Source organism: Streptomyces sp. NPDC051664, from assembly GCF_044453545.1.
In the GTDB taxonomy this organism is placed as follows: Bacteria; Actinomycetota; Actinomycetes; order Streptomycetales; family Streptomycetaceae; genus Streptomyces.
Genome location: NZ_JBITCU010000042.1, coordinates 1 through 20,991 on the forward strand (window position 1 = coordinate 1; position 20,991 = coordinate 20,991).

The 20,991-nt window shown below is 67.4% G+C and carries 18 protein-coding genes and 3 pseudogenes; 9 read left to right on the top strand and 12 right to left on the bottom strand.

Going from position 1 to position 20,991, the window contains the following annotated elements:
* Window positions 1-197: 197 nt before the first annotated feature.
* Window positions 198-1,259 carry a CU044_5270 family protein gene (locus ACIA8E_RS37380; RefSeq protein WP_399305388.1) on the top strand — a complete coding sequence of 354 codons (1,062 nt, stop codon included), beginning with the start codon at window positions 198-200 and terminating at the stop codon, window positions 1,257-1,259.
* Window positions 1,260-1,720: 461 nt separating this feature from the next.
* On the opposite strand, the gene ACIA8E_RS37385 is transcribed toward ACIA8E_RS37380, so the two are convergent.
* Complete coding sequence (locus tag ACIA8E_RS37385; protein WP_399305391.1) at window positions 1,721-1,984, bottom strand: hypothetical protein; 264 nt, start codon at window positions 1,982-1,984, stop codon at window positions 1,721-1,723.
* Window positions 1,985-2,636: 652 nt separating this feature from the next.
* Here ACIA8E_RS37385 and ACIA8E_RS37390 point away from each other — a divergent pair.
* Complete coding sequence (locus ACIA8E_RS37390) at window positions 2,637-3,383, top strand: SGNH/GDSL hydrolase family protein (RefSeq protein WP_399305394.1); 747 nt, start codon at window positions 2,637-2,639, stop codon at window positions 3,381-3,383.
* Between the two features lie 645 nt (window positions 3,384-4,028).
* Here ACIA8E_RS37390 and ACIA8E_RS37395 read toward each other — a convergent pair.
* Window positions 4,029-4,220 carry a hypothetical protein gene (locus ACIA8E_RS37395; RefSeq protein WP_399305397.1) on the bottom strand — a complete coding sequence of 64 codons (192 nt, stop codon included), beginning with the start codon at window positions 4,218-4,220 and terminating at the stop codon, window positions 4,029-4,031.
* Here ACIA8E_RS37395 and ACIA8E_RS37400 point away from each other — a divergent pair.
* The 3 genes and pseudogenes from ACIA8E_RS37400 to ACIA8E_RS37410 all read left to right on the top strand — a co-directional run.
* Window positions 4,206-4,451: pseudogene (locus ACIA8E_RS37400) on the top strand (hypothetical protein); the annotation flags it as partial. The gene ACIA8E_RS37395 and the pseudogene ACIA8E_RS37400 overlap by 15 nt on opposite strands.
* Window positions 4,452-4,519: 68 nt before the next feature.
* Entirely contained in the window at window positions 4,520-4,687 is a 168-nt protein-coding gene (locus tag ACIA8E_RS37405) for a hypothetical protein (RefSeq protein ID WP_399305495.1), read from the top strand.
* A 168-nt stretch (window positions 4,688-4,855) separates the two neighbouring features.
* The gene (locus ACIA8E_RS37410) at window positions 4,856-7,027 is read left to right on the top strand and encodes an NEW3 domain-containing protein (RefSeq protein WP_399305399.1); all 2,172 of its coding nucleotides are present in this window, start codon (window positions 4,856-4,858) and stop codon (window positions 7,025-7,027) included.
* Between the two features lie 303 nt (window positions 7,028-7,330).
* Here ACIA8E_RS37410 and ACIA8E_RS37415 read toward each other — a convergent pair whose 3' ends face one another.
* Both ACIA8E_RS37415 and ACIA8E_RS37420 read right to left on the bottom strand, forming a co-directional pair.
* A complete protein-coding gene (locus tag ACIA8E_RS37415) occupies window positions 7,331-7,837 on the bottom strand; it encodes a hypothetical protein (RefSeq protein ID WP_399305402.1) in 507 nt (168 codons plus the stop codon).
* Between the two features lie 123 nt (window positions 7,838-7,960).
* Window positions 7,961-8,389 (bottom strand): transposase, encoded by a 429-nt coding sequence (locus ACIA8E_RS37420; RefSeq protein WP_399305404.1) that lies wholly within the window; start codon window positions 8,387-8,389, stop codon window positions 7,961-7,963.
* A gap of 252 nt (window positions 8,390-8,641) precedes the next feature.
* On the opposite strand from ACIA8E_RS37420, the gene ACIA8E_RS37425 reads away from it, so the two are divergent.
* Both ACIA8E_RS37425 and ACIA8E_RS37430 read left to right on the top strand, forming a co-directional pair.
* Window positions 8,642-9,391 (top strand): hypothetical protein, encoded by a 750-nt coding sequence (locus ACIA8E_RS37425; protein WP_399305407.1) that lies wholly within the window; start codon window positions 8,642-8,644, stop codon window positions 9,389-9,391.
* A 288-nt stretch (window positions 9,392-9,679) separates the two neighbouring features.
* Complete coding sequence (locus tag ACIA8E_RS37430) at window positions 9,680-10,483, top strand: alpha/beta fold hydrolase (protein ID WP_399305409.1); 804 nt, start codon at window positions 9,680-9,682, stop codon at window positions 10,481-10,483.
* A gap of 163 nt (window positions 10,484-10,646) precedes the next feature.
* On the opposite strand, the pseudogene ACIA8E_RS37435 reads toward ACIA8E_RS37430, so the two are convergent.
* The 8 genes and pseudogenes from ACIA8E_RS37435 to ACIA8E_RS37470 form a co-directional block, all read right to left on the bottom strand.
* A pseudogene (locus tag ACIA8E_RS37435) lies at window positions 10,647-10,940 on the bottom strand (integrase core domain-containing protein); the annotation flags it as partial.
* Between the two features lie 653 nt (window positions 10,941-11,593).
* Window positions 11,594-12,154, bottom strand: a complete 561-nt coding sequence (locus ACIA8E_RS37440) for an RBBP9/YdeN family alpha/beta hydrolase (RefSeq protein ID WP_399305411.1) — start codon at window positions 12,152-12,154, stop codon at window positions 11,594-11,596.
* Entirely contained in the window at window positions 12,151-13,482 is a 1,332-nt protein-coding gene (locus ACIA8E_RS37445) for an MFS transporter (protein WP_399305413.1), read from the bottom strand. Before ACIA8E_RS37445 ends, ACIA8E_RS37440 begins: the two co-directional genes overlap by 4 nt.
* A gap of 238 nt (window positions 13,483-13,720) precedes the next feature.
* Window positions 13,721-14,047 carry a TauD/TfdA dioxygenase family protein gene (locus ACIA8E_RS37450; protein ID WP_399305415.1) on the bottom strand — a complete coding sequence of 109 codons (327 nt, stop codon included), beginning with the start codon at window positions 14,045-14,047 and terminating at the stop codon, window positions 13,721-13,723.
* 367 nt (window positions 14,048-14,414) lie between these two features.
* Complete coding sequence (locus ACIA8E_RS37455) at window positions 14,415-15,473, bottom strand: 3-keto-5-aminohexanoate cleavage protein (RefSeq protein WP_399305417.1); 1,059 nt, start codon at window positions 15,471-15,473, stop codon at window positions 14,415-14,417.
* A gap of 475 nt (window positions 15,474-15,948) precedes the next feature.
* Window positions 15,949-17,526 carry a long-chain fatty acid--CoA ligase gene (locus ACIA8E_RS37460; protein ID WP_399305420.1) on the bottom strand — a complete coding sequence of 526 codons (1,578 nt, stop codon included), beginning with the start codon at window positions 17,524-17,526 and terminating at the stop codon, window positions 15,949-15,951.
* 356 nt (window positions 17,527-17,882) lie between these two features.
* Entirely contained in the window at window positions 17,883-18,293 is a 411-nt protein-coding gene (locus ACIA8E_RS37465) for a carboxymuconolactone decarboxylase family protein (protein WP_399305422.1), read from the bottom strand.
* 170 nt (window positions 18,294-18,463) lie between these two features.
* Window positions 18,464-18,697, bottom strand: coding sequence for a hypothetical protein (locus ACIA8E_RS37470; RefSeq protein WP_399305424.1), 234 nt, complete (start codon window positions 18,695-18,697; stop codon window positions 18,464-18,466).
* A 121-nt stretch (window positions 18,698-18,818) separates the two neighbouring features.
* Here ACIA8E_RS37470 and ACIA8E_RS37475 point away from each other — a divergent pair, with 121 nt between their 5' ends.
* Entirely contained in the window at window positions 18,819-19,868 is a 1,050-nt protein-coding gene (locus ACIA8E_RS37475; protein ID WP_399305426.1) for an AraC family transcriptional regulator, read from the top strand.
* A gap of 745 nt (window positions 19,869-20,613) precedes the next feature.
* Window positions 20,614-20,867, top strand: a pseudogene (locus ACIA8E_RS37480) (GntR family transcriptional regulator); the annotation flags it as partial.
* Window positions 20,868-20,991: the final 124 nt, after the last annotated feature.

Genomic DNA, 20,991 nt, shown 5'->3' on the forward strand with positions numbered 1-20,991 from the left:
CAGGAAATCCGTGCCGTCCAGCAGGCATGGGCCGCCGCCAGCCTCGGCACCACCGCCGCATAATCCACGGACCCATCAGAACGTCGAAAGTCGAGAGAACTGAGACGCGCGAAAAAAAGAGTGGAACCCCCTGCACCCGTCCGACAGATACAGGGCGACCGCACACCCGCGGTCCGGTCGATACAGGAGAAAGCCCGATGAACGCTCCGAAGCACGGTGACGAGGTCCAGCGCCAGGAGCTGTCCCACCTGCTGCCGCGCCCCGGCACGCCTGGTCTCTCTCCCGCCCGGTCTCAACGTCTCGAGGAATATCTGATGCAGGAAGTCACCCAGATCGGCGCGCAGGCCCAGCCGTCTCCCGCCGCGAAGCGCGGTATGCCCCGCTGGAGCCTGATCGCCGCGCCGGTCGCGGCACTGGCTGTCGCCGCGGCCGTCGCCGTCAACGTCACCGGCGCCGGCACGACCCCCGACGACGACAGTGTGGCCATGGCATCGGTTGTCACCGTGCAGCCCGCCTCGGCCCACGGCGCCACCGCCTTCCTCAGCCAGGTCGCTGACGCGGCCGGCAAGCAGAAGGCCCCGGCCGTCGGCGCCCACCAGTTCATCTACGTCAAGAGCAAGGTCGGCTTCACCCACCAGATCAAGCAGCGCACCATCGGCGGTCCCGCCAAGCTCGACGCCGTCCACCAGCGCGAGGTGTGGCTGGCCGCCGACCCCTCCAAGAACGGCCTCATCCGTGAGGGCGGCCAGAACATCACCATCCACAACAGCGGCGCGGGCGTGGTCAACCCCGACGCGGCATCGCAGCCCCCGAGGCCGGGCACCGTCCCGCAGATCGCCTCGCTGTCCACCAACCCCGACACACTGCTGAAGCAGATCTACTCCGCCACCCGCGGCCAGGCCCCCGGCAAGGACGCGGCCGCGTTCAACTGGGTCGGCGACACCGTGTCCGAGTCGATCGTCCCCGCAGACGTGGCCTCCACCATCTGGCGGGCCACCGCCAAGATCCCCGGCGTCGTCCTCGTCAAGGACTCCGTCGACGCGGCCGGCCGCCACGGCGAAGCCATCGCCCACGTCTCCAACGGCGAACGCACCGAATACATCTTCGACCGCAACACCCACCTGTTCCTCGGAGAGCGCAGCTACCTCGTCAAGGACACCCCAGAGGGCAAGGCCGGCATGCTGACCGGCACCACCGCAATACTCTCCCGTGCCGTCGTGAACAAGACCGGCGACCTCCCCACAGGCACCCGCGCCTAACCCCACACTCCCCAACCGCCCGGCTGCTGACCACCACCCAGCAGCCGGGCGGACCCATCTCCCAACCAGCCGGGCGCCAACACGGCCTGGCGTGAGTGGAGGCAACGTCGTCCGACAAGGCGACAAGGGCTCTTCGGTGGAGAAGGGCCACAGCCGCTGGAACTGGCTCGCACCACGATCGCCGATGAACTGCGACATGTTCTCGTTCAGCAGCGATAGAAGATCCAAGGATGCCCAGACATGCTGCCGGCGTCGGCCCGTTCGGGATGCACCACACGCCGCCTAACACCGACTGCCCGGTCGGCTTCGTAATTCGGCCAGTCCTGCGGGTGGTGTACAGCGGGCCGGAGGGACAGATGCGAAAGTCTGGGCGATCTCCGCAGAGTTGGCCTGGTTCAATCCAGGAGAGGAGCCGGGGCGGGCTGGGTCTTGGTCCGGGAGCCCGAGCACATCACCCCCCGTTATGTTTTCAGCGGTCCTGCAAGAGGACCGCTGGCCTCGCAGCGGCGGCTGGAGAGTTCGTATGCGACGTCCACGATCGCCGACACCATTTCCTGGATCGCCGGTTCGGCCCACGCGTAACGTTGGAGGTCGATGCCGGTGGACGGACGGCCGCGGACGAGGGCGAGCGCTCGGCGCAGGACGAGGTCGCCGTCTTCGTCGTGACGGGACAAGCCTGTGCGGGCGAGGCGGTCGTCATGACTGAGGCCGCCCAGTGGGGGCATGGGCGCTCGCAGTTCCGCTCCGGCGAGGCGACGAACCGCATCCGGGCTTGGTATCGGCGCGTGGCCTGCCCGAAGTGCAGCGTGGCTATCGGCCGCGCCTTCGGCAGCGGTGGCGTCAAAAGTCGGGTTCTGGCGCGATTGCCGTGAAGGCGGGGGCCGAGGGCGTTCAGGGGCGCGGCCGGGTGCGTCCTTCGGGGCGATCGCTGTCGCTGGTGAAGCGCTCCAGGAAGGCGGCGAACGCGACACCCCCTCCGCGGCGGCCTGACTCTGGCGCTCGGTCCGGCCTCCTGGCTGCTGATTGCGACCTCGTACGACGCGGGGTGCTGCTCACACCACCTGACGCCCTGTCCGACCGCGCCAGGAGCCAGGATCCGGCATCGAGACGATGCGAACCGCACCGGACTCGTCGGTGGCAAGTCCGTTATCAGGCCGGGTTGTTCGCCCCGGTCGAACCCCGACCGCACACGGCACGGTCGTCGACCAATCCGTCGGAAAAAATCACCGGCGGCGGGTCTAGTCAGAAAAGCTGTTTGACATGAACACTTCCCATGGCTCCGATCGCTTGCTACCAAGTGGTAGCAAGCTTTCCTGTCAGGGAGGTTCCGTGAGACCGACCAAGTCATTATCAGCCCTCGCCACGCTGATCCTCGCGATGGTGTTCAGCCTGCTGCTGACCGGTCCGGCGCATGCTGCCGGCCCGGCGTACGTAGCGCTGGGGGACTCCTACTCGTCCGGCAACGGCGCGGGTAACTACGACAGCGCGAGCGGCGGCTGTCACCGCAGCTTCAGCGCGTACCCGTACCTGTGGAAGAACGCCCATGCCCCGTCCTCGTTCGCCGACACCTCCTGCTCGGGTGCGGTGACCACGGACGTGACTAACAACCAGCTCGGCCCGCTGAACTCGACCACCGGGCTGGTCTCCCTCACTATCGGCGGCAATGACGCGGGATTCTCCGACGTCATGACCACCTGTGTGGCCGGCTCGGACGCCGACTGCGTCAACCGGGTCAGCCAGGCCGAGGCCTACGCCCAGAACACGCTCCCCGCCCGCCTGGACGCCGTCTACAACGCGATCGGCGCCAAGGCGCCCAACGCCAAGGTTGTCGTGCTCGGTTACCCGCGCGTGTACACGCTCAACGTCTTCTGCGTCGGCCTGTCCGACACCAAGCACCGCAAGATCGACGAGGCCGCAGACGTCATCGACAACGTCATCGCCAGCCGGGCCGCGGCCCACGGCTTCGTCTTCGGTGACGTGCGCAGCAACTTCAACGGACACGAACTGTGCTCCGGTGACGACTGGCTGCACGCCCTGGTGGCCTCGCCGAGCTGGGAGTCCTACCACCCCACGGCCACCGGCCACTCGAGCGGCTACTACCCCGTCCTCAACGCCAAGAGCTGACCACTCCCACGAACCGGCGCACCGCAGAGCCCCTGTCCGCCGCACTCCGCGAACAGGGGCTCCTTCCCGACGGGTGACCCCCGCGCCCAGGCCGCGTGCAGCTCCCAGTAGACGGGGGAGATGGCCTCGGGCGGGGCCACCTGGGCCGCGCTTTCGATGACGGCGGTTCCGATGGATACGTCGACGCCGACGTGGGCGGCGCCTGGATGCCGGTCCCGGACAGCTCCTTGTGCAAGTTGATCGCCCAGTTGCGCAGCGCTGCCGCGGCGGCGTTGATGTTGCCGACCTCCGCCACGGGGTCGATGCAGCCGGCGCCTGTGGTGTAGAGCAGGGTGCCCGCGCCGGCCTCGCGCATGGCGGGCAGCAGCGACTTGGGTGGCGGTGATCGCGCCGTCCAGCTGGAACTCCATTTCGTGCTGTACGTGGGACGGGTCCCTCTGGCTCGGGGTGGTCAGGACGGTGAAGCCGAAGGTACCCACGGGGGAATGCTCCAGGACATCGATGCCGCCGAACCGTGCAGCGGCGTCCTTGAGCGCCTGGGTGAGCGCGTCGCGGTCGAGGACGGCCGCAGGAAATGCACGGCGGTGATGCCCTCGGCGGGCTGCGAGAGATCGGCGCATCCGGCTCTCCAGTGCCTTTTCTTTCTCATGAGTTCTGCCGCGAGGGGCGTCCGCTGAAGTGGATTCCTTCGCGGCAGACACGGCAGACGACCAGGGTTTTCCGACGACGCGCAGCCATCATCAGAGCCCAGGCGGGCCTGGCAGCCCGCCCCCGGACGTTCAGGTCGTTCAGGTGCCAGATGTGATGCACTTCGATACCGTCATGAGACCCGCACATCTCGCAAGTTTCAGCAAGCAGGCGCTTCACAATCTCGTTGCGTCCACGGTTCCAAACCTGCGCCGGTTGATCGTCGAGACTTCCAACCCGTCGGCTAGCGGCGCGCTGCCGGGCGCGACCCACCCAGACCCCAGCTCTCCGCAAGACGGCTTGGACCTCGTCGGCCGACGGGCCGAGCGCAAGAAGGCCGCATACGCCCTGGTCCACGATCTGCTCGCCCAAGGCCACTCACGCCGGGCGATCGCCCGGCACCTGGGCTGGGGCCTCGACACCGTGCTCCGATACGCGACCGCCGCACGATGGCAGGACACCATCTCCTGGTCGCCGACTCCACCCAGCTCGGCAAGCGGGCGTTCGCCCGGGTCTGCGACGTCACCGCGATCGCCGTGCTCATCACCGACAAGGACGCGCCGGACGAGCTCGTCGAGCGGCTCACCGCGCAGGGCGTCGAGGTGCAGTGCGTCTGACGCCAGCCGGGCGACCCCGCTGGGCTGAACATTGCGTGGGTGAGGCTGCGTGTTTCTGCTCGTTACTGCAGTTCTCTTGTCAACTCTGCGCATTGCTGCCTGGATATACCTCGCAACGGTTCTGGATCAGCCGCCCCCGCGGCCCAACGAATCAATGAGGTTACCTCCGTGATATCACCCCTCGCCCGGCGACTGCGCACAGCTGCCGTCGGCTGCGGCTCGCTCACCCTCACGCTCGCCGGACTGGTGGCCGCGGCCCCCGCCGGGTCCGCGGCCGCACCCGCGGACACCGCCGCGCAGTACCCGAACTACGCGCCCACCCCGCCCATGGGGTGGAACGACTGGTCGTACTACCAGTGCAACATCGACGAGAACACCATCCTCGGCAACGCCCGGGCCCTGGTGAGCAGCGGCCTGGCCGCCAAGGGCTACGACACGGTCACCACTGACGACTGCTGGATGGCGCGCTCCCGCGACAGCTCGGGCAACCTCGTCTCCGACCCGGTGAAGTTCCCGCACGGCATGGACTACGTCGGTGTCCAACTCCACGCTATGGGGCTGAAGTTCGGTATCTACGAGGACGCGGGCACCACCACCTGCGGCGGTTACCCCGGCTCTCTGGACCACTGGCAGCAGGACGCCGACCTGTTCGCGAAGTGGGGCGTCGACTACGTCAAGCTCGACGGCTGCAACGTGCCGACCAAGCCCGGCGAGACCGACGAGCAGAGCTACCACGACACGTACTCCGCGTGGAGCCAGGCGATGCTCAACACCGGCCGCCCGATGGTCTTCTCCGTCTCCGCACCCGCGTACTTCCAGGACGGGCCCGACTGGGACAAGGTCATCGGCTGGTCCGCCCAGGTCGGCAACCTGTGGCGAGAGGGCGCCGACGTCGCCCTCGGCCAGGAGAGCCCGGCCGCCAAGTGGAGCTCGCTGAAGTACAACTACGCCTACAACGTGGCCCTGGCCGACCTTCAGAGCCCGGGACGCTGGAACGACCCGGACTTCCTGCTCGCCGGCGACTCGGGGCTGACCCGCGACGAGATCCAGAGCCAGATGTCGCTGTGGTCGGTGATGGCCGCGCCGCTGATCTCCAGCACCGACCTCACCCACCTGTCCGCTGACGCCCTCGCCGTCCTCGGCAACCGCGACGTCATCGCGGTCGACCAGGACCCCAAGGGCCTGCAGGGCCGCATCGTGCAGCAGGGCGACGGCTACGACGTGCTGTCCAAGCCGCTGGCCAACGGCGACCGCGCAGTCGCGCTGTTCAACAAGTCCGACTCCGCGCTGACCATCAGCACCTCGGCCGCCACGGCGGGCTTCGGCCACGGTTCGTCCTTCGTCCTGAAGGACCTGGTGACCAAGCACGTCACGCGGACCACCGGGACCATCGCGGCCGACGTCCCGCCGCACGCGAGCGTGCTCTACCGGGTCAGCGCCGGCGGCGACCTGTTCGTGCCGCCCGCGACCACGGTGACCTGGAAGGACGTCAGCACCGCCGACCACCCCGGCACCTACACCGTGGGCCTGACCGACCTCGGCCCGACCGGCCTGTCCGACACCAGCGTGTCGCTGACCGCCCCGGCCGGCTGGACTGTCACCCCCGCATCCGTCCGCCTCAACCGGGTCGCCCCCGGAAAGACCGCCACGGCGAAGGTCACCCTCACCGCGCCCGAGGCCGCGCCCGGCACCACGGTCAGCACCATCACCGCGACCGCGCACTACGTGGCGGGCCCGGCCGGCCGGGACTCCGTCAGCGGGCCGCTGACGATCACCACGGTCGTGCCGTACCCGACGCTCGCCGACGCCTTCAACAACGTCGGCGCCACGCTGGAGAGCGACACCGCGCCGGGCAACCTCGACGGCGACAGCAACAGCTACTCCGCCGACGCGCTCGCCGCGGCCGGCGCCACCCCCGGCGCCACGATCACCGCCAACGGCCTGACCTTCACCTGGCCGACCGCCGCGCCCGGCACCCCCGACAACGTGGAGACCGGCGGCCAGGTCGTCGAACTCACTGGCCAGGGAAGTGCGCTGGCGTTCCTCGGCACCGAGACCGGATTCACCTCCGGCCAGGTCGTGGTGACCTACACCGACGGCACGACCAGCACCGGCACGCTCGGCTTCCCGAACTGGTGCTGCTCCACGACCACCGACTACGGCGCGCAGACGGTCCTCACCATGGACCACCGCAACACCCCTGCGGGCCCGGCCAACTTCGGGGTGAGCTACCGGGTGTTCTCCAACACCGTCCCGCTCACCGCCGGCAAGACCGTGCGCACCGTCACCCTGCCCAACCAGCCCGCGATCCACGTCTTCGCCCTCGCGGTCAAGCCGTAACGGGCGTGCCCGGCCCCACCCGGCGTGATCCGCCGGGTGGGGCCACTGCGGGGACCGGACGCAGGCACCACGCGTCTCGGCGCAGCTGGTCCGGATCGGTGATGGTGTCCTTGCCGATGCGCCCGGACGCCGTGCCATATTCCCGGCTCAGCTGGTTCTCGGCGTTATCGGCGACCAGGGGGTGCCGGCCGGGCCGGACGATCAGGTTGATCAGGTGCCTCAGGTCCGGCGCTCGGGTGCGGTGGGTCCGCCCATGCGCAATGCGCCTTCCTATTCACGTGCTGTTTTGTCGGTGGCGGGATGTCAGGACAGCTGCGGCCCGGGGCCCGCCAACTTGAAGTCCCGAGCGGTGGGCTGTGGGGCGGCCTGGGACGGCAACCCAGCGGCGGCCAGGATCTGCCGGGCCATCTCCTGGGGGCTGTGCTGCTCGGTATCGAAGACCAGCAGGGTGCGGTGGCGGCGGTCGACGTGGTGCAGGCGCAGCCCCTCCCTGCCGCTGTCGGCCTCCAACACGCCCAGCAGCCGCCGGTACTCCGGCGCGAGCACCAGAGCCGTGACCCCCTCGCGCCACTTGGGAACCACCGATCCGTCCACGGGCGCCTTCACCGGGACCGGAACCGGTGCCGGCTGGACCGGCTCCTGCGGCACAGCACCCGCGGTCAGGGCCTCGACCAGTTCCGCGAGCGCGACGACCCGCCGTTCCAGCACGGCTTCTGCCTCCGCCAGCTCGGCCAGAACCCGGCCCGCCTCGGCACGCATTTCCTCCACCCGCACCCGAGCAGCCGACTCCCGAGCCTCCAACAGCCCCATCACCGACGGCACCTGCATACCTCCCCGACGAAACAACACGACGTGTCGTCCCTGCCGCAGAACTGTCGACATCATGCCTGAGCAGCGAAAACGCAGCGATCACATTCGGAAAGACAACAGCTTCTAAGGTCGCTTTTTTAGGATCTCAATCGTTTTCGCCTGTTCCGCGGTGAGCTTCCGGAGCCGCTGCAACTCCTCGTCCCGGCCGTCCGCGTCCCGCTCAGCCACTGGTGGGGCCTCGGCGGCCCGGGCCTTCTTAACCCATCCACGCAGACACTCCGAGCTGATCCCGAGTTCGCGGGCGACGTCGGTCACCGTCCGCCCGGACGACCGCCCGATGCCCTTCCGTGTGAATGTTTGATTCTGCGTGAAGTCGCGTGTTTGCAAGCAAGTATTGACACTCCTCGACTGGAGGCGCCATAGTCCTCCGCAGACAAGGGACTGCAGGGTTCCGGCGAACGAAGAAAAGTGCCTACTGGTGCGGTGCCTGTCGGTGCACGGCTCTTTCGGGGCCAAGTAGGAAGCTTTCGGCACACTTATTGTCAGGTGCATGGCGACACGTCAACCGGCGTGTTCTGTCACCGGGCTCAGTACTGCAGGCCCGAAAGGACGCCTCTGAGCATCCGTGTCGCGAAGTAACGGGAAACAGGCTGGTCGTCGGCCCTGGAGCCCAGGCAACAGAGCCACCTCAGACATACCGCGAGCACTGTGGCGTAGTCGTTAGTGCCTGCGGCCCTCATCCGAGAAGGCTGGCCAACCGGTCACGACCAGGCTCGACTTCAACACCCCCTTGAGGAGAATCAGATGAAACGAGCGTTGACACGCACTGTGGTAGCAGCCCTGGCTGCACTCGTCCCGTTCATCGCAGCACCTGACGCACAGGCACAGACCTTCGGCGGGAACGAACTCCTGTCGTGGTCCATCAGCGGGGCTCCCAGCGGGGGACTGACATCCCTCAACTTCCCGATCACCGTGAACACCGGCACCGCCCATGTAGCAGGGACCTACTTCGCGATGCAGTACGGGTTCACCGGGCAGAGCGACATTGGGTACGCAGGACTGCAGCCGCGGCCGGATGCGAACGGGCACCAGCGCCTGCGTGGGGTGTTCTCCTCCTTCATCAGCGGCGCGACAAGCACCCACGCCAACTGTTCGGACGGGGCTGACGGCGGCGCCGGCGTCAGCTGCGGAGTGGACTTCGACGCCGTGTACGGCCACACCTTCCGCGTTGTGGTCGCACAGGCCGGCACGGACACCTGGTCGGGCACCGTCGTCGACACCAACACCGGACAGCAGATCCCCATCGGCACCTACAAGTTGCCCGCTGGCTCCGGCAACCTGAAGGCCTCACAGGTGGGTTTCATCGAGTACTACGACGTGCCCAGCTGCGACCAGCAGCAGCGGTACGACGTCACGTTCGGCGGACCGTCCTCCGGCTCCCTGTCCGGCACAACCACGTGGAGCCAGGAATACGGAGAGTGCGCCGGCTACGGCAGCACCAACGTGACCACGGTCGGCACAGGTGTGCGCGTGACCCGCGGTAGCGTGGGTTAGCACGCCGGGCAGGGCTTTGCAGTTGGTCCTTGGGATGATTTCGGGGCGGCTGGAACCTGATCGGGCTGATGGCTTGGCAGGGGCGGCCTCGCTGAGGCCGCCCCTCGATCATGTGCCTGCTGTGGGAGAGGACGGGCAGCGCCGCCGGAGGGACCGTGGCGGCGAGGGCACGCGGCTGCAGGTGGACGGGCATGAGAGGCCAGGCCAGCGCGGCGATCTCGACCAGATCCGACCGGATCGTGAGGGCGCTGGGACCCCGCTCTCGCGCACCCCCGTTAGGGTGCCGAGGTGACTTGGATCGAGCGTGTGATCGAGCGGGAAGGCGTGCGACTGGTCTGCCGGGACTGGGGCGGCGACGGGCCGGCGTTGGTGCTGTTGCATGGACTGGCCGGTCATGCGGGCGAGTGGGATGCACTGGCAGACCCTCTGCGCTCGGCATATCGGGTGGTCGCATTCGACCAACGCGGTCAAGGTGCCAGCGACCGCTTCCCTTCTGACGTATCCCGGGATGCCTTCGTTGAAGACATCGTTGCCGTAGCAGACCAATTGGGCCTGGAGCGCGTTGTTCTTGTCGGACAGTCGATGGGCGGACACGCGGCCATCCTGGCCGCCTCGAGGCATCCTGAGTTGATCCGCGCGCTGGTGGCCATCGAAGCCGACGTGAGCGGCCCCGACCTCGAATGGCCGGCTCATATCCGCCGGTGGTTCGACTCGTGGCCGGCCTCCTTTCCCTCGCGCGATGCTGCCGTCCAGTTCTTCGGCGGCGGAGCGATCGGCATGGGCTGGGCGGATGGCCTGGAGGAGCGCGGTGGGCAGTGGTGGCCCCGCTTCGACCGGGACGTGATGGTCCAGTCCGTGGCGGATGCTGCCCAACACTCCTTCGCGCACGAGTGGCAGCGCATCACCTGCCCCACTCTGCTCATCCTCGCCCAGTCGAGCTTCATCTCGCCTTCACGGGTCGCTGATCTAATGCGCCGACGCGTCCCGACCGTGTCTGTCAGCATTCCTGGAACCCGTCACGACCTGCACCTGGAGCAACCCGCCATCGTGTATGACCTGATCTCCCCATTCCTCGCCGGTCTTTCTCCATAGGTTTGCGTTGGGACCTGTGAACCCGATGGGGAACTCACAGCCGAAAGTTGACCTGTACGCCGCTCTGGCCTTTTCCTGTGCTCGTCACCACCACGCGATGCTCGGCATTGCCCACCTGCACAACCTGGGCCTTCCCCCGTGAAGGTGGGCACGCGGTTATTGATCACGCGGCGAGCGTGAGTTTAGCGGTGTGGTGTCGGTGTTCGTATTCGTTGGGGCTGAGGTGGCCGTTGGCGGAGTGCCGGCGGCGGGTGTTGTAGCGGGTCAGCCAGGCGAAGACGGTCCTGCGGCAGGTATCGGAGTCGCCGTACTCGTGGACGCCCTGGAGGGTCTCGCGTTTCAGGGAGGCGTGGAAGCTTTCGCAGGCCGCGTTGTCGGCGCTGGTGCCGACCGCGCCCATCGACCGTGTGACCCCGAGTTGGTCGCAGAGGCCGGCGAAGGCCCGGGATCCGTATTGCTTGGACCCAGCCGCAACCCGCGCACGCGTACCGGCCATCGAGACCCGCGATCTGTGTCCCGCACCGAGCGCACCCTATATAGGTGATCTCGGGATGCGCCAGAGACATCTCAGGCCGGCCCGGCCATTCCAATTCCGGCGCAATCGCCATGATCGGAAGCTACCTGCATAGACGGTGACGTCAGGTACCAAAAGCGACACCACCACACCCTCTCTACAGACGCCAGGAAACCCTTACTTGCAGGCTTGCCCACAGCTGGCAGAGGCTTGCCCGGGGGCCGGCGGCAGGCTTGCCCACAGCCCGGCAGTTGCCGTCGGCCGCGAGCTCTTCGCGTCTTCTGTGCCACCGGCCGCGGGCGGTCGCTGAACCGGCCGGACACACCACGGCCTCCGCCAGGAGGACGCCGGTCACGGGGCGCGGTGCACGGGGACGTACAGGCCCCCGGCTTTCGGCTCAGAGTGAGGCCGGAACGGGAAGGGCCTGTTCGCTCCAGACTGTCTTGCCTTCCGCGGTGTAACGGGCTGACTGATCCGGCACCCCTGCTCAACCCATCAAGCAGGGTTGTGAGCTGCTGTCGACCGTGCCCGACGGCAGGCTGGCGGGAGTGCGAGGAAAGCGCCGTCGTGCCTCAGGCGGAAATGTCAGACAAGGCTCAGCTGAGCTCGCGGATGAACTCCTTTGCCCGAGGCCATTCGCCATAGCCGGACGCAGGGTTGAGGTGTCCGACCGGGCCGAGATCCACGAAGCGGCTCCCCCATGCTCGGGCGAGATCGGCGACGCGGTCGACACCGGCTAGGGGGTCGTTCGTGCTTGCCACGACGATGCTGGGGAAGGGTAGGCGCGTCCGCGGCGTCGGCGTCCATCCACTTTCGCGCAGGACTTCCAGGGTGGGGTAGCCCTCCGGCAGCGGCGTGTCGAAGTCGGGCGGCGCTGCCAGCAGCGCGCCCTTGACCGGACGCCGATGTCGTTGCGCCCAGTGCACGGTGGTCATCACCCCCGCGCTGTGGGCGACCAGCACGATCGGTCCGGAGGTGTCCGACAGCGTCTCGTTCAGCGCAGCGACGTGGGCGTCGCAGCTCAGCCTCTCGTCTGTCAACGGCGGAACGGTGCGCGCGTCTGCGACCTTGTTGGCGAGGATGGTCTGCCAGTGGTCCGGCGCGTGATCGCGTAGCCCGGGGACGAACACGACCGTCGACTGTGCGGTGATGCTCATGACTGAAACTCCGGGGACTTGAGCACCGTGTCAGGGAGCAGGCCCAGGCGGCGCAGATCCTTTTCGTAGAAAGACTTGCCGATGATGAAGGCCGTGCCGCCCGCGAGCGCGACGAGCGGGACCACCTGCAGTGCGCCGAGCAGGCCCAAGTGGTCCGCGAGCATGCCTGTCACCGCGGGCCCCGGGGCCAGTCCGAGCAAGCTATTGGCCAGAGTGAGGGTGGCGAAGGCCGTCGCCGCGAGGGCCGCGGGGGTCAGATTCGCCACCATGGCGGCCGCCGGGCCGGCGGTGCCGGCGGCCACCAGGGTCCCGGTGGCGATCAGCACGAGCTGCAGCAGGCCGGCCGGCAGCTGGAATCCGATCATCAGCAGAACGAGCGACGTAAGACTGCAGGCGATCGCAACGGTCCACTTCCGGGCGGCGGCCTTCCGGCTGAGGCGGTCGGCGACGATCCCGCAGAGGATCATGCCGGTTCCGCTGATCAGCGCGAAGACCCCGGCGGTCAGGCCGGCTTTCGCGGGAGGCATGGCGTAGTAACGGTTGAGGAAGCTGGGCATCCAGGCGAGCAGGGACATCGCGATGAACAGCTGCAGTCCGCTGCCGATGTAGGCGCAGATCACAGAGACCGTGGAGAACAGCCGCGGCAGCTGGGTCCGAACGGGGGCGCGTTCGCCGGACTTGGCGCTGTTACGGGTGGAGGCCGGACCCAGCCTCTTCTCCGTGACCACGATGCCGTAGATCGCGGCCAGTACCAGCCCGAAGATCCCCATCGCGCCGAACGCCCAGCGCCAGCCGTGCTCCTGGGCGATGACGCCGCCGATCGAAACGCCCAGCACGGATCCGAAGGAGCCTCCGCCGATGAATGCACCGGAGAGCGTGGCCCGCCGGCTGATGGGGAAGACGCTGAGGACCACCGCGATGCCGACGCTCCCGTAGGCCGCCTCTCCGACACCGACCATGAACCGGCCCAGGAACATCTGGCCGTAGCTCGCGGAAACGGCGCAGCCGAGAGTCGCCAGACTCCACACCGTCGCGGCGATGACCAGGCTCTTGACCCTGCCCCAGCGGTCCGCCAGGAGCGACAGGGGGAAGGTGAGCACACCGACCATCACGGCCACGATGCCGGTGAGAGAACCCAACTGGGCATCGGAGAGCAGCCACTCCGCCTTCAGCATAGGAAAGACCGCATTGAGGACCTGCCGCGCCATGTAGTCGGACAGCATGAGCCCAAAACTCAGGGCGAACACCAGCCAGGCATAGCTGCGGGAAACCGCCGGTATGACGGGAGACGTCTCCGGCACGGCCGTGTCGGCAGTGTGAAGTCCCATGGGCGTCACCTTTCTTCTTCACTAATCGGGGCTCAGAAGGGTCTGTCGATTCCGGCGCGCTCTCTTGCGGACGGCGAGCCATTTGGCCTGGACGGCGTAGTGCTGCGTAGAGCGGTTGTCCCAGATGGCCACGCTGTTCTTTTGCCAGCGCCGGCGCACCTGCTACTCGGGGACGGCTGCCTTCCTGATCAGGTAGTTCAACAGGTTGGCGGCGCCGGGCGCGTGTTCCAGGCCGAAGCTACGAGTGCATGGTCAAGGCATTGACGAAGAGGATCTGCTCGCCGGTCTCCGGGCGGGTGCGCACTGCTGGGTGCTCCGGGTCCGGGTACCTGGCCTTCAGTTGGTGGCGCTGCGCCATCGGCATGAAGGCGCCGAAGGTCGCCTCGATGCTGTGCCGCGCGCAAGCCGCGATCGGCTTCTGGATGTGCTCGGGCAGCCTACGGTAGGCGTCTGCCCTGTTGACCCAGATCGTGTCACCCCCCTCAGGCGTCTCCACGCAGGGCAGTACCGCACCCGTCCCGTCGCGCTGGAGCGCGTTCTCATAGCGCTGAGGCTTGCTGTCCACGTCCTGGCGCGGCGGACATGACCCGCTCCGTGCTGTAGGCGCCCAGCGGGCTGCCTGTGTAGGTCACACGGTCACCCTCGGCGGCGTGCGTCACACCCTCGAGCCTCCACGCCGAGCCCTGCGGGCAGCGGAGTCGGGTACAGGCCGGTCCGGAAGTAGGCGTCGGCGAAGTTGAGTCGGACAGCGACGTGCCGGATCGTACGCCCGGGCCCGGGTCGCCGGCCTTCTCCCCCCGCAGGACTTCGGGGCCGCCGGTTTCGTGGAAGCCAATGGCGTGTGCCATGACTTGCTCCCTTTGCTCGTGTGTGGGGCGGCGGCCGCGGGATCAGTCCACGGGCCGCCGCCAGTGGGGTCGGGTCGGGTCGGGTCAGCTCTTGACGTCGCGCAGCATGAAGCCGCGCTGGCCGGGGCGGCGGTTGGGCACCATGCCGAGCTGGGCCAGGGTCTCGTCCGCGTCCGAGTACCATTCGCCGATCTTGTAGATCTCCTTCGCCTCCTGCCCGGTGGCGATCTCACGGCCGAGCGCGTTGGCGACCTGGACCATCTGCTCGACCTGCTCCACGGAGGACATCCGCTCGCCCTTGCGCCGCCACAGGTTGTCCTCGTTGCCCACCCGCACGTGCGCACCCAGGGCGATGCCGATCGCGTTCATTGGTGCCACCGCGCGCATGGATGCCTCGATGGTGAGCACGGCGCCGTCCGGGACCCGGCGGATGAACTCCATCAGGTCGGCCGGGTGCCGGCCGGCGAGCCCGCCGCCGATGGCGACGTAGTTGAGTACCAGCGGCCCACTGTAGGTGCCCTTGCGGATCAGCCGCTCCACGGTCTCCAGTTGCGCCATGTGACCGAGCTGGAAGTGCGGCTGGATGTCGTTGGCGCGGAGCCGCTTGAGGTGTTCCAGGTAGAAATCCGGCCCGGCCTCAACCACCATGTCGCGGTAGGCCTGGTAGTACGCCGGCTTGGCGATGGAGGTGCCCTCGATGTCCTCGTCGTCGAAGAGCTCGACGATGTTCATCTGGGCGGTGTTGATCGCGATCGTCACCTGGTCCGGCCGAGGGGTGACCTCGGCCAGCATGTGGCGGGTGTCGTAGCTGAGCCACTTGGCGTCGGAGCCCTCGTCCTCGGGGGCGAAGGAGATAGAGCCGCCGATCTGCAGGACCATGTCCGGCACGGCCTCGCGCAGCCGGGCCATCAGCTCCTTGAACATGGAGATGCGCTTGGAGCCGTGGCCGTCCAGCTCACGCACGTGGATGTGCAGCACCGTGGCGCCGGCGTTGTAGCAGTCGACCGCCGCCTGCACGTGCTCGTCCATGGTGAGCGGGAGGTCGTCGGCGTCACCGGGCAGCCACTCCGGCCCGTAGGGGGCCGCCTGGATCACCAGTTTCTCCTGGTTCTCCGGATACAGGGAGTCGTCGAGGAAGTGCACGGTCCATCTCCTTTGTTGTGTGGGTGATCACTCGCCGCGTGCATCGCTGTCTGCAGCGCACGGCCGGGGGGCTTGGCGAGGAGCGGAGCGAAGATTGCAGACGGGGTGCCCCGGGTTCGCTGGGTTGTTCGGATACGATCAGCGGTTCCCGGAGGGGGATGCGGCTGCGGGCAGGGTTGCTACTCGTCCTTGAAGGCCGGCGGTCTCCCTTGGGTATGGCAACGTTAAGGGCCGGTTACGCCGCATGCTTGACCGCACGTGGCAGCTGACTTACCACTTGGGGACAAAAGTTCCGCTGGCGTCGCTCCAGCCTCAGGCTGGGCCACCGAGAGGATCGAGCTAACGGTCACGGCCACACCGGAGATCGATCTGTCCTGGACCGCGAGGCCGACGGGTCGCAGTACGGGGGCTGCGCGATCGAGTTGCCGGCTGCGCGCAGGATCGCTTGTGGGCACCTGTGCGGCGGCTGTCCCGGTTACTTTGAGTCGGCCACAGCATCGGCCGAGCGCAATTCGCGCTTGAGGATCTTGCCGCTAGCGTTCATGGGCAGGACGTCGCGGAACTCGACCTGACGGGGGTACTTGTAGCCGGCCATGATTGATCGGGCCCAGGTGATGAGGGCGTCCTCGGTGATGTCCGCGCCGGGGGCGCGAACGATGTAGGCCTTGATCTCCTCGCCGTGACTGTCGTGGGGGACCCCGACGACAGCGGCCAAGCTGACGGCGGGGTGGGAGAGCAGGACCTCTTCGATTTCACGGGGGTAGACGTTGAAACCACCGCGAATGATCATGTCCTTGGCGCGGTCGACGATGTAGAGCCAGCCGTCCTCGTCCCGGGAGGCCAGGTCGCCGGTGCGCAACCAGCCGTCGCGCATGACCTCTGCGGTGGCCTCAGGGCGCTGGTAGTAGCCCTTCATGACGTTGTGTCCGCGGACAATGATCTCCCCGGTTTGCCCGGGTTCGACCGAGGTCCAGTCGGGCGCGACCAGGTCGATCTCCACGCCCCAGACCGGTCGGCCGATGGACCCGGGCCGCGCCTTGGCCCCGAGCGGGGAGAAGGTCGCCAGCGGGCTGGTCTCCGAGAGTCCGTACCCTTCGCGAACCACCAGGCCGCAGGTCTTCGCGAACTTGCGGTGGATCTCCACAGGAAGCGCCGCGCCGCCGGAAATGGCTATTCGGAGGTTCTTCGTGGCGACGGGCAGGTCCATGTCAGCGATGTCTTCGTTGAGCAGGGCCCAGTACATGGTCGGAACGCCCGCAAAGAAGGTCACCTCGTGGCGCTTCATCAGGGTAAGGGCGCCTCGGGCGTCGAAACGCGGCATGAGGACCAGGGTTGATCGCGAGGCGAGTCCGACGTTCATCTGCACGGTCTGGCCGAAGGAATGGAAGAGCGGCAGGCTAATGAGGTGGACCTCGTGCTCCCCCTCGCCGAACAGCTTGTGGCAAGCCAGCGCGTTGAACGCCATGTTGGCGTGGGTGAGCTCGGCGCCTTTCGGTCGACCAGTGGTGCCGGAGGTGTAGAGGATGACCGCGCTGTCGCCGGGCTCGGTCACCACCGTGTCGAACGCACTGGGCTGGTCCGTGAGGACGTTGGCGATGGTCTCGGCTCCCTCCAGTGAGGAGGCGGCCTTGCCTGCCGCCTCCTCACTGGTCATCAGGAAGAAGTGCTCGCACCCGTCCGTGTCGCCGAATGCGGCCCAGCCTTCGCGGCCCAGCGGGAGTTCCGTGCCGCCTTCGAAGCAGAAGTAGGCCTTCGCATCGGAGTCTGTGAGGTGGTAGGCGATCTCACTGCTCTTGAGCAGCACGTTGAGCGGAACGACCACGGCCCCGGCCTTGAGGATCCCGTAGTAGACCGCTGGGAACCACTCCACGTTGGGGCACGACAGCGCTACCTTGTCACCCTTGGCGATCCCCCGTGACACGAGGAGGTTGGCCACCTGGCCAGCCATCGCATTGAGCTGGCGATACGTCAGCTGGTGCTCGCCCGAAACGATCGCCAATCTGTCGGGGACGGCCCGGGCGGTGTCCTCCAACATGACGGCAAGGTTCAGCATTAAGAACTCCAGAGTCCTATTGGGCAGGGATGATGGGCGCAGGCGTCGGCGATGCTGCACCTGTCGGGGGTCTTGGTGTGGCGCGCTGTTGCGGCACGCGCAGCCGGCGCGGAAGGCTGGGCCGTACTCGACGTGATGAGGCAGGGACGCTGGACCGTCCTCATAGCGGCGAGAACCGTGCAGCGCACTTGGCGCACGCGCTGCTGATCGAGGGGCATTGGCTGGGCTGTTGCAGCGTCGCCGAGGAGCTGCGCCGCTCGCCGACGCCGGGGATGGCCAGCCTTCGCTTCCTTGAGGATGGGCCCTGTGTTGTGGGCGCCTGACCTCCGGCCCCGGTGACTTGCCGGACTGGGTGACTAACCGATGTCGGACCGTGGCTGCTCGCGGGCAGCGAGCTCCTCGGCGAGGATCGGGACGCCGATGTTGCATGCGTGGATGCCCACCAGCGTCGTCAACTTGAGGACGTCGAGGATTTCCTCACGGGAGGCTCCGAGGTCCAGTGCCGCCCGGATGTGGCGGCGTACACCGGGGCTGTACATGTGAGTGGCGGCCGCGTCCAGGGCAATGCAGAGAAGCTCGACGAGCTTCGGCTCCAGCACCCCGCTCTGCCAGGGTTGCATTCCCATGGCCATGAACTGCTCGGTCCAGGCCGGGTCCCACTCATGTAGTTTGTCCCACTTTGGATTCCACGCACCGCGGGCACGCATCTGGTCCACGACCGGCGTGTCTACGAGCGCGGCAGGGGCCCCTTCGGCATCGGTATTCATTTCTTCAACTCCCTTTCTCGACTTCTACTGTGATCACGATCGATACCGAAGCGGCAGCGTTCGCCAGGCCTTTCTCATAGGTCCGCGAGCCCGACAACAGTGCGCTGCTACGCCGAGGCCGAACATCGGCATTACGGCGAGAGTGGCCGGAGGCCGAAGGTGTCGGAGAGCTATCCGGTCAGAACCAGCCCGACGGCCAAGCCGACGGACTCCGGATGCGGGCCACCACGCCGGTCGCGGTGGACCGTATAGAGGGGCACGCCGTCGACCACCACCGCGGGGTGGTGCCAACCGAACACCATCGCGAAAGCCCACCAGCCCGAGCGCCGGGAGACGAGATGCGTGACCGACCGGAGGCGTCCAAAACCAGAGGTTGCTTGCGTTTCCTCGATGGGCCCGTTCATGCACCTACTCCCTGCTCTCGCACCGTTCACGCGGGTGATGGCAGCATAGGCGCGACCACACATGAAAACTTGACCTTGCGTGGCGAAATAGTTAGCACTTCGTGGCATCGGAGACCTGCCCATGAGACCGCTTGTACGTAACGCGGCGCTGAACGGCTATCTGGCACTCACCCGCTCCCTGGCCGTCGACCCTCAACCGCTATTGAGATCGGCCGGCCTGGCCAACACGGACCTGGCCATTCATAACAAATGGATCCCCGCCGACGCGGTCGCCCAGCTCTTGGAGCTCTCGGCCGTCGTGACCGGCGAGGAAAACTTCGGGCTCAGGCTCGCCGAAGACCGGCGATTCTCGAACCTCGGCCCTGTCGGCCTCATCGCTCGCGATGAACCCGACGTGCGTAGCGCACTGGAAATGATCATGCGCTATCTGCACCTACACAACGAGGCACTCCACATCGGGATATCCGAGACCAACAGCCTTGTAACAGTCCAACTGCGTATCGTCCTGGGCACGCCCACGGAATGCCGTCAGGCCATCGAACTGATCGTCGGTGCCTTCCACTGCATCATCCGCAGTCTCGCCGGCTACACCTGGAATCCTGTCACCGTCTGTTTCATGCACCACGCACCGAACGACCTCGCCACGCACCACCGCGTCCTGGGTCCCTCTATCCGCTTCGGTGAGGAGTTCAACGGCATCATCTTCTACGCTGACGACCTCGACGCCCCGAATACACTGTCCGACCCCCTCCTGAGGCCCTACACCAGGCAGTACCTCGAAGCGGTCGCGCTACCCCGCCCCACAGCCGACGTCGACCGCATTCGGAATCTCATCGAGGCGCTGCTCCCGACCGGACGCTGCTCCCTCCAGCAGGTGGCCCACAGCCTGGGCGTCGACCGAAAGACCGTGCACCGGCACCTCGCCAGATCCAATGAGACGTTCTCGTCGGCCCTCAACTCCACCCGCATACATCTGGCCCAGCAGTACGTCGGACAGCAGAACCGCCCCCTGACCCAGGTCGCGGAACTGCTCGGCTTCTCTGCCCTCAGCGCTTTCTCCCGTTGGTTCCGCGGCGAGTTCGGCTCAAGCCCTAGAGCCTGGCGGGTCACCCGCAATCACGAAGTGAATCGCCCCGGGTCGAATGGAAGCTCGACTCTCGAAGAGGATTGAGTCATGACACGTCCCTCCCCTTACCCCCAATGCCGCGTAGTTGGCATCGAAATTTCGTGACGGCCCGTTGGTTTGCCCGGCGGGCTATTTCGTCCGTCTGTGCCGGTTGTGGGCGTGTTGGTGGCTCGGCTGTCGCGTCGGGTGGGCGCCGGGTTCCACGGCTCCGGTGATTGATCAGACCCGAGCTGACCGAAGCCCGACACGCCGCGATCGACTTCACAGTGGCCCCGCACGCACGGGGTGACGTGGACTGGGTGGCGGCCGGCATCGCCGATCAGGACGTGCTGCACCGGCCCGTGACCTCCGCCCATCCTCTACGGCGCCGCGCCGCGGCCCCATCTGCTACCCGATCTCCTGCGGCTTCTGGCCGAGGACGCGGACGTCCTCGTGCGCACCCACCTGGCCGTGTACCACCCCGACACCCCGGAGAAGGTCCTGATGAGCGTGTACGCATAGCTCGGCGGGATGTTCCCGCTACGCGGACCATCTACCGACAGCTGGCCGTCCGCGCCCCCGCCGCCGGCCCCGATCTGATCGAGCGGCTCAGCCACGACCCGGACGTCTGGACGCGCCAGGCGGCAGCCCGCCGACCCGAGCCTGCCGCTCCCCCGGCTCCTCGAGGCCCTCGCCCTGCCCGAGCGGGCCTCCAGCGCGGGTGCCAAACCCGGCCCTCCCCCCGGAAAAGATGGCCGTGGTCATGGACGAGGCCGGGGTACCCACATGACGACGGGCGCCCAGCGCGACACTGCCGAAGCTCGGGGCCGATCTGCACCTGGAGCTGACCGGTGCGGGCAGTCGGCGGGCGGTGCTGACCAGGGCGTTGCGCGAGGTGCTACGGAGCGGCCGACTGGAACCCGGGACGCGGCTGCCGCCGTACCGGTCGCTCGCCGCCGATCTGGGTCTTGCCCGGAACACCGTGACCGACGCGTACGCCGAGCTGGTCGCCAAGGGATGGCTGACCTCCCGCCAGGGTCCGGGACGCGGGTGGCCCGCCGGGCGGTGACCACGGAAACGACTGGGGACGCGGCGGCAGGGGGCGACGATCGCCAGCACCCGGGCCCGGACCCCCTCGCTGTGCAGAGCACACCATGTCCCGAAGCTCATCACACCCTGTCCGGCAAAG

Bases quoted from the DNA above. Each gene is read 5' to 3' on its own strand.
- ACIA8E_RS37380 (WP_399305388.1), top strand. From the start codon at position 198: ATGAACGCTCCGAAGCACGGTGACGAGGTCCAGCGCCAGGAGCTGTCC.
- ACIA8E_RS37385 (WP_399305391.1), bottom strand. From the start codon at position 1,984: ATGCCCCCACTGGGCGGCCTCAGTCATGACGACCGCCTCGCCCGCACA.
- ACIA8E_RS37390 (WP_399305394.1), top strand. From the start codon at position 2,637: ATGGTGTTCAGCCTGCTGCTGACCGGTCCGGCGCATGCTGCCGGCCCG.
- ACIA8E_RS37395 (WP_399305397.1), bottom strand. From the start codon at position 4,220: ATGTGCGGGTCTCATGACGGTATCGAAGTGCATCACATCTGGCACCTG.
- ACIA8E_RS37405 (WP_399305495.1), top strand. From the start codon at position 4,520: ATGGCAGGACACCATCTCCTGGTCGCCGACTCCACCCAGCTCGGCAAG.
- ACIA8E_RS37415 (WP_399305402.1), bottom strand. From the start codon at position 7,837: ATGGGGCTGTTGGAGGCTCGGGAGTCGGCTGCTCGGGTGCGGGTGGAG.
- ACIA8E_RS37420 (WP_399305404.1), bottom strand. From the start codon at position 8,389: ATGCACCTGACAATAAGTGTGCCGAAAGCTTCCTACTTGGCCCCGAAA.
- ACIA8E_RS37425 (WP_399305407.1), top strand. From the start codon at position 8,642: ATGAAACGAGCGTTGACACGCACTGTGGTAGCAGCCCTGGCTGCACTC.
- ACIA8E_RS37440 (WP_399305411.1), bottom strand. From the start codon at position 12,154: ATGAGCATCACCGCACAGTCGACGGTCGTGTTCGTCCCCGGGCTACGC.
- ACIA8E_RS37445 (WP_399305413.1), bottom strand. From the start codon at position 13,482: ATGGGACTTCACACTGCCGACACGGCCGTGCCGGAGACGTCTCCCGTC.
- ACIA8E_RS37460 (WP_399305420.1), bottom strand. From the start codon at position 17,526: ATGCTGAACCTTGCCGTCATGTTGGAGGACACCGCCCGGGCCGTCCCC.
- ACIA8E_RS37465 (WP_399305422.1), bottom strand. From the start codon at position 18,293: ATGAATACCGATGCCGAAGGGGCCCCTGCCGCGCTCGTAGACACGCCG.
- ACIA8E_RS37470 (WP_399305424.1), bottom strand. From the start codon at position 18,697: ATGAACGGGCCCATCGAGGAAACGCAAGCAACCTCTGGTTTTGGACGC.
- ACIA8E_RS37475 (WP_399305426.1), top strand. From the start codon at position 18,819: ATGAGACCGCTTGTACGTAACGCGGCGCTGAACGGCTATCTGGCACTC.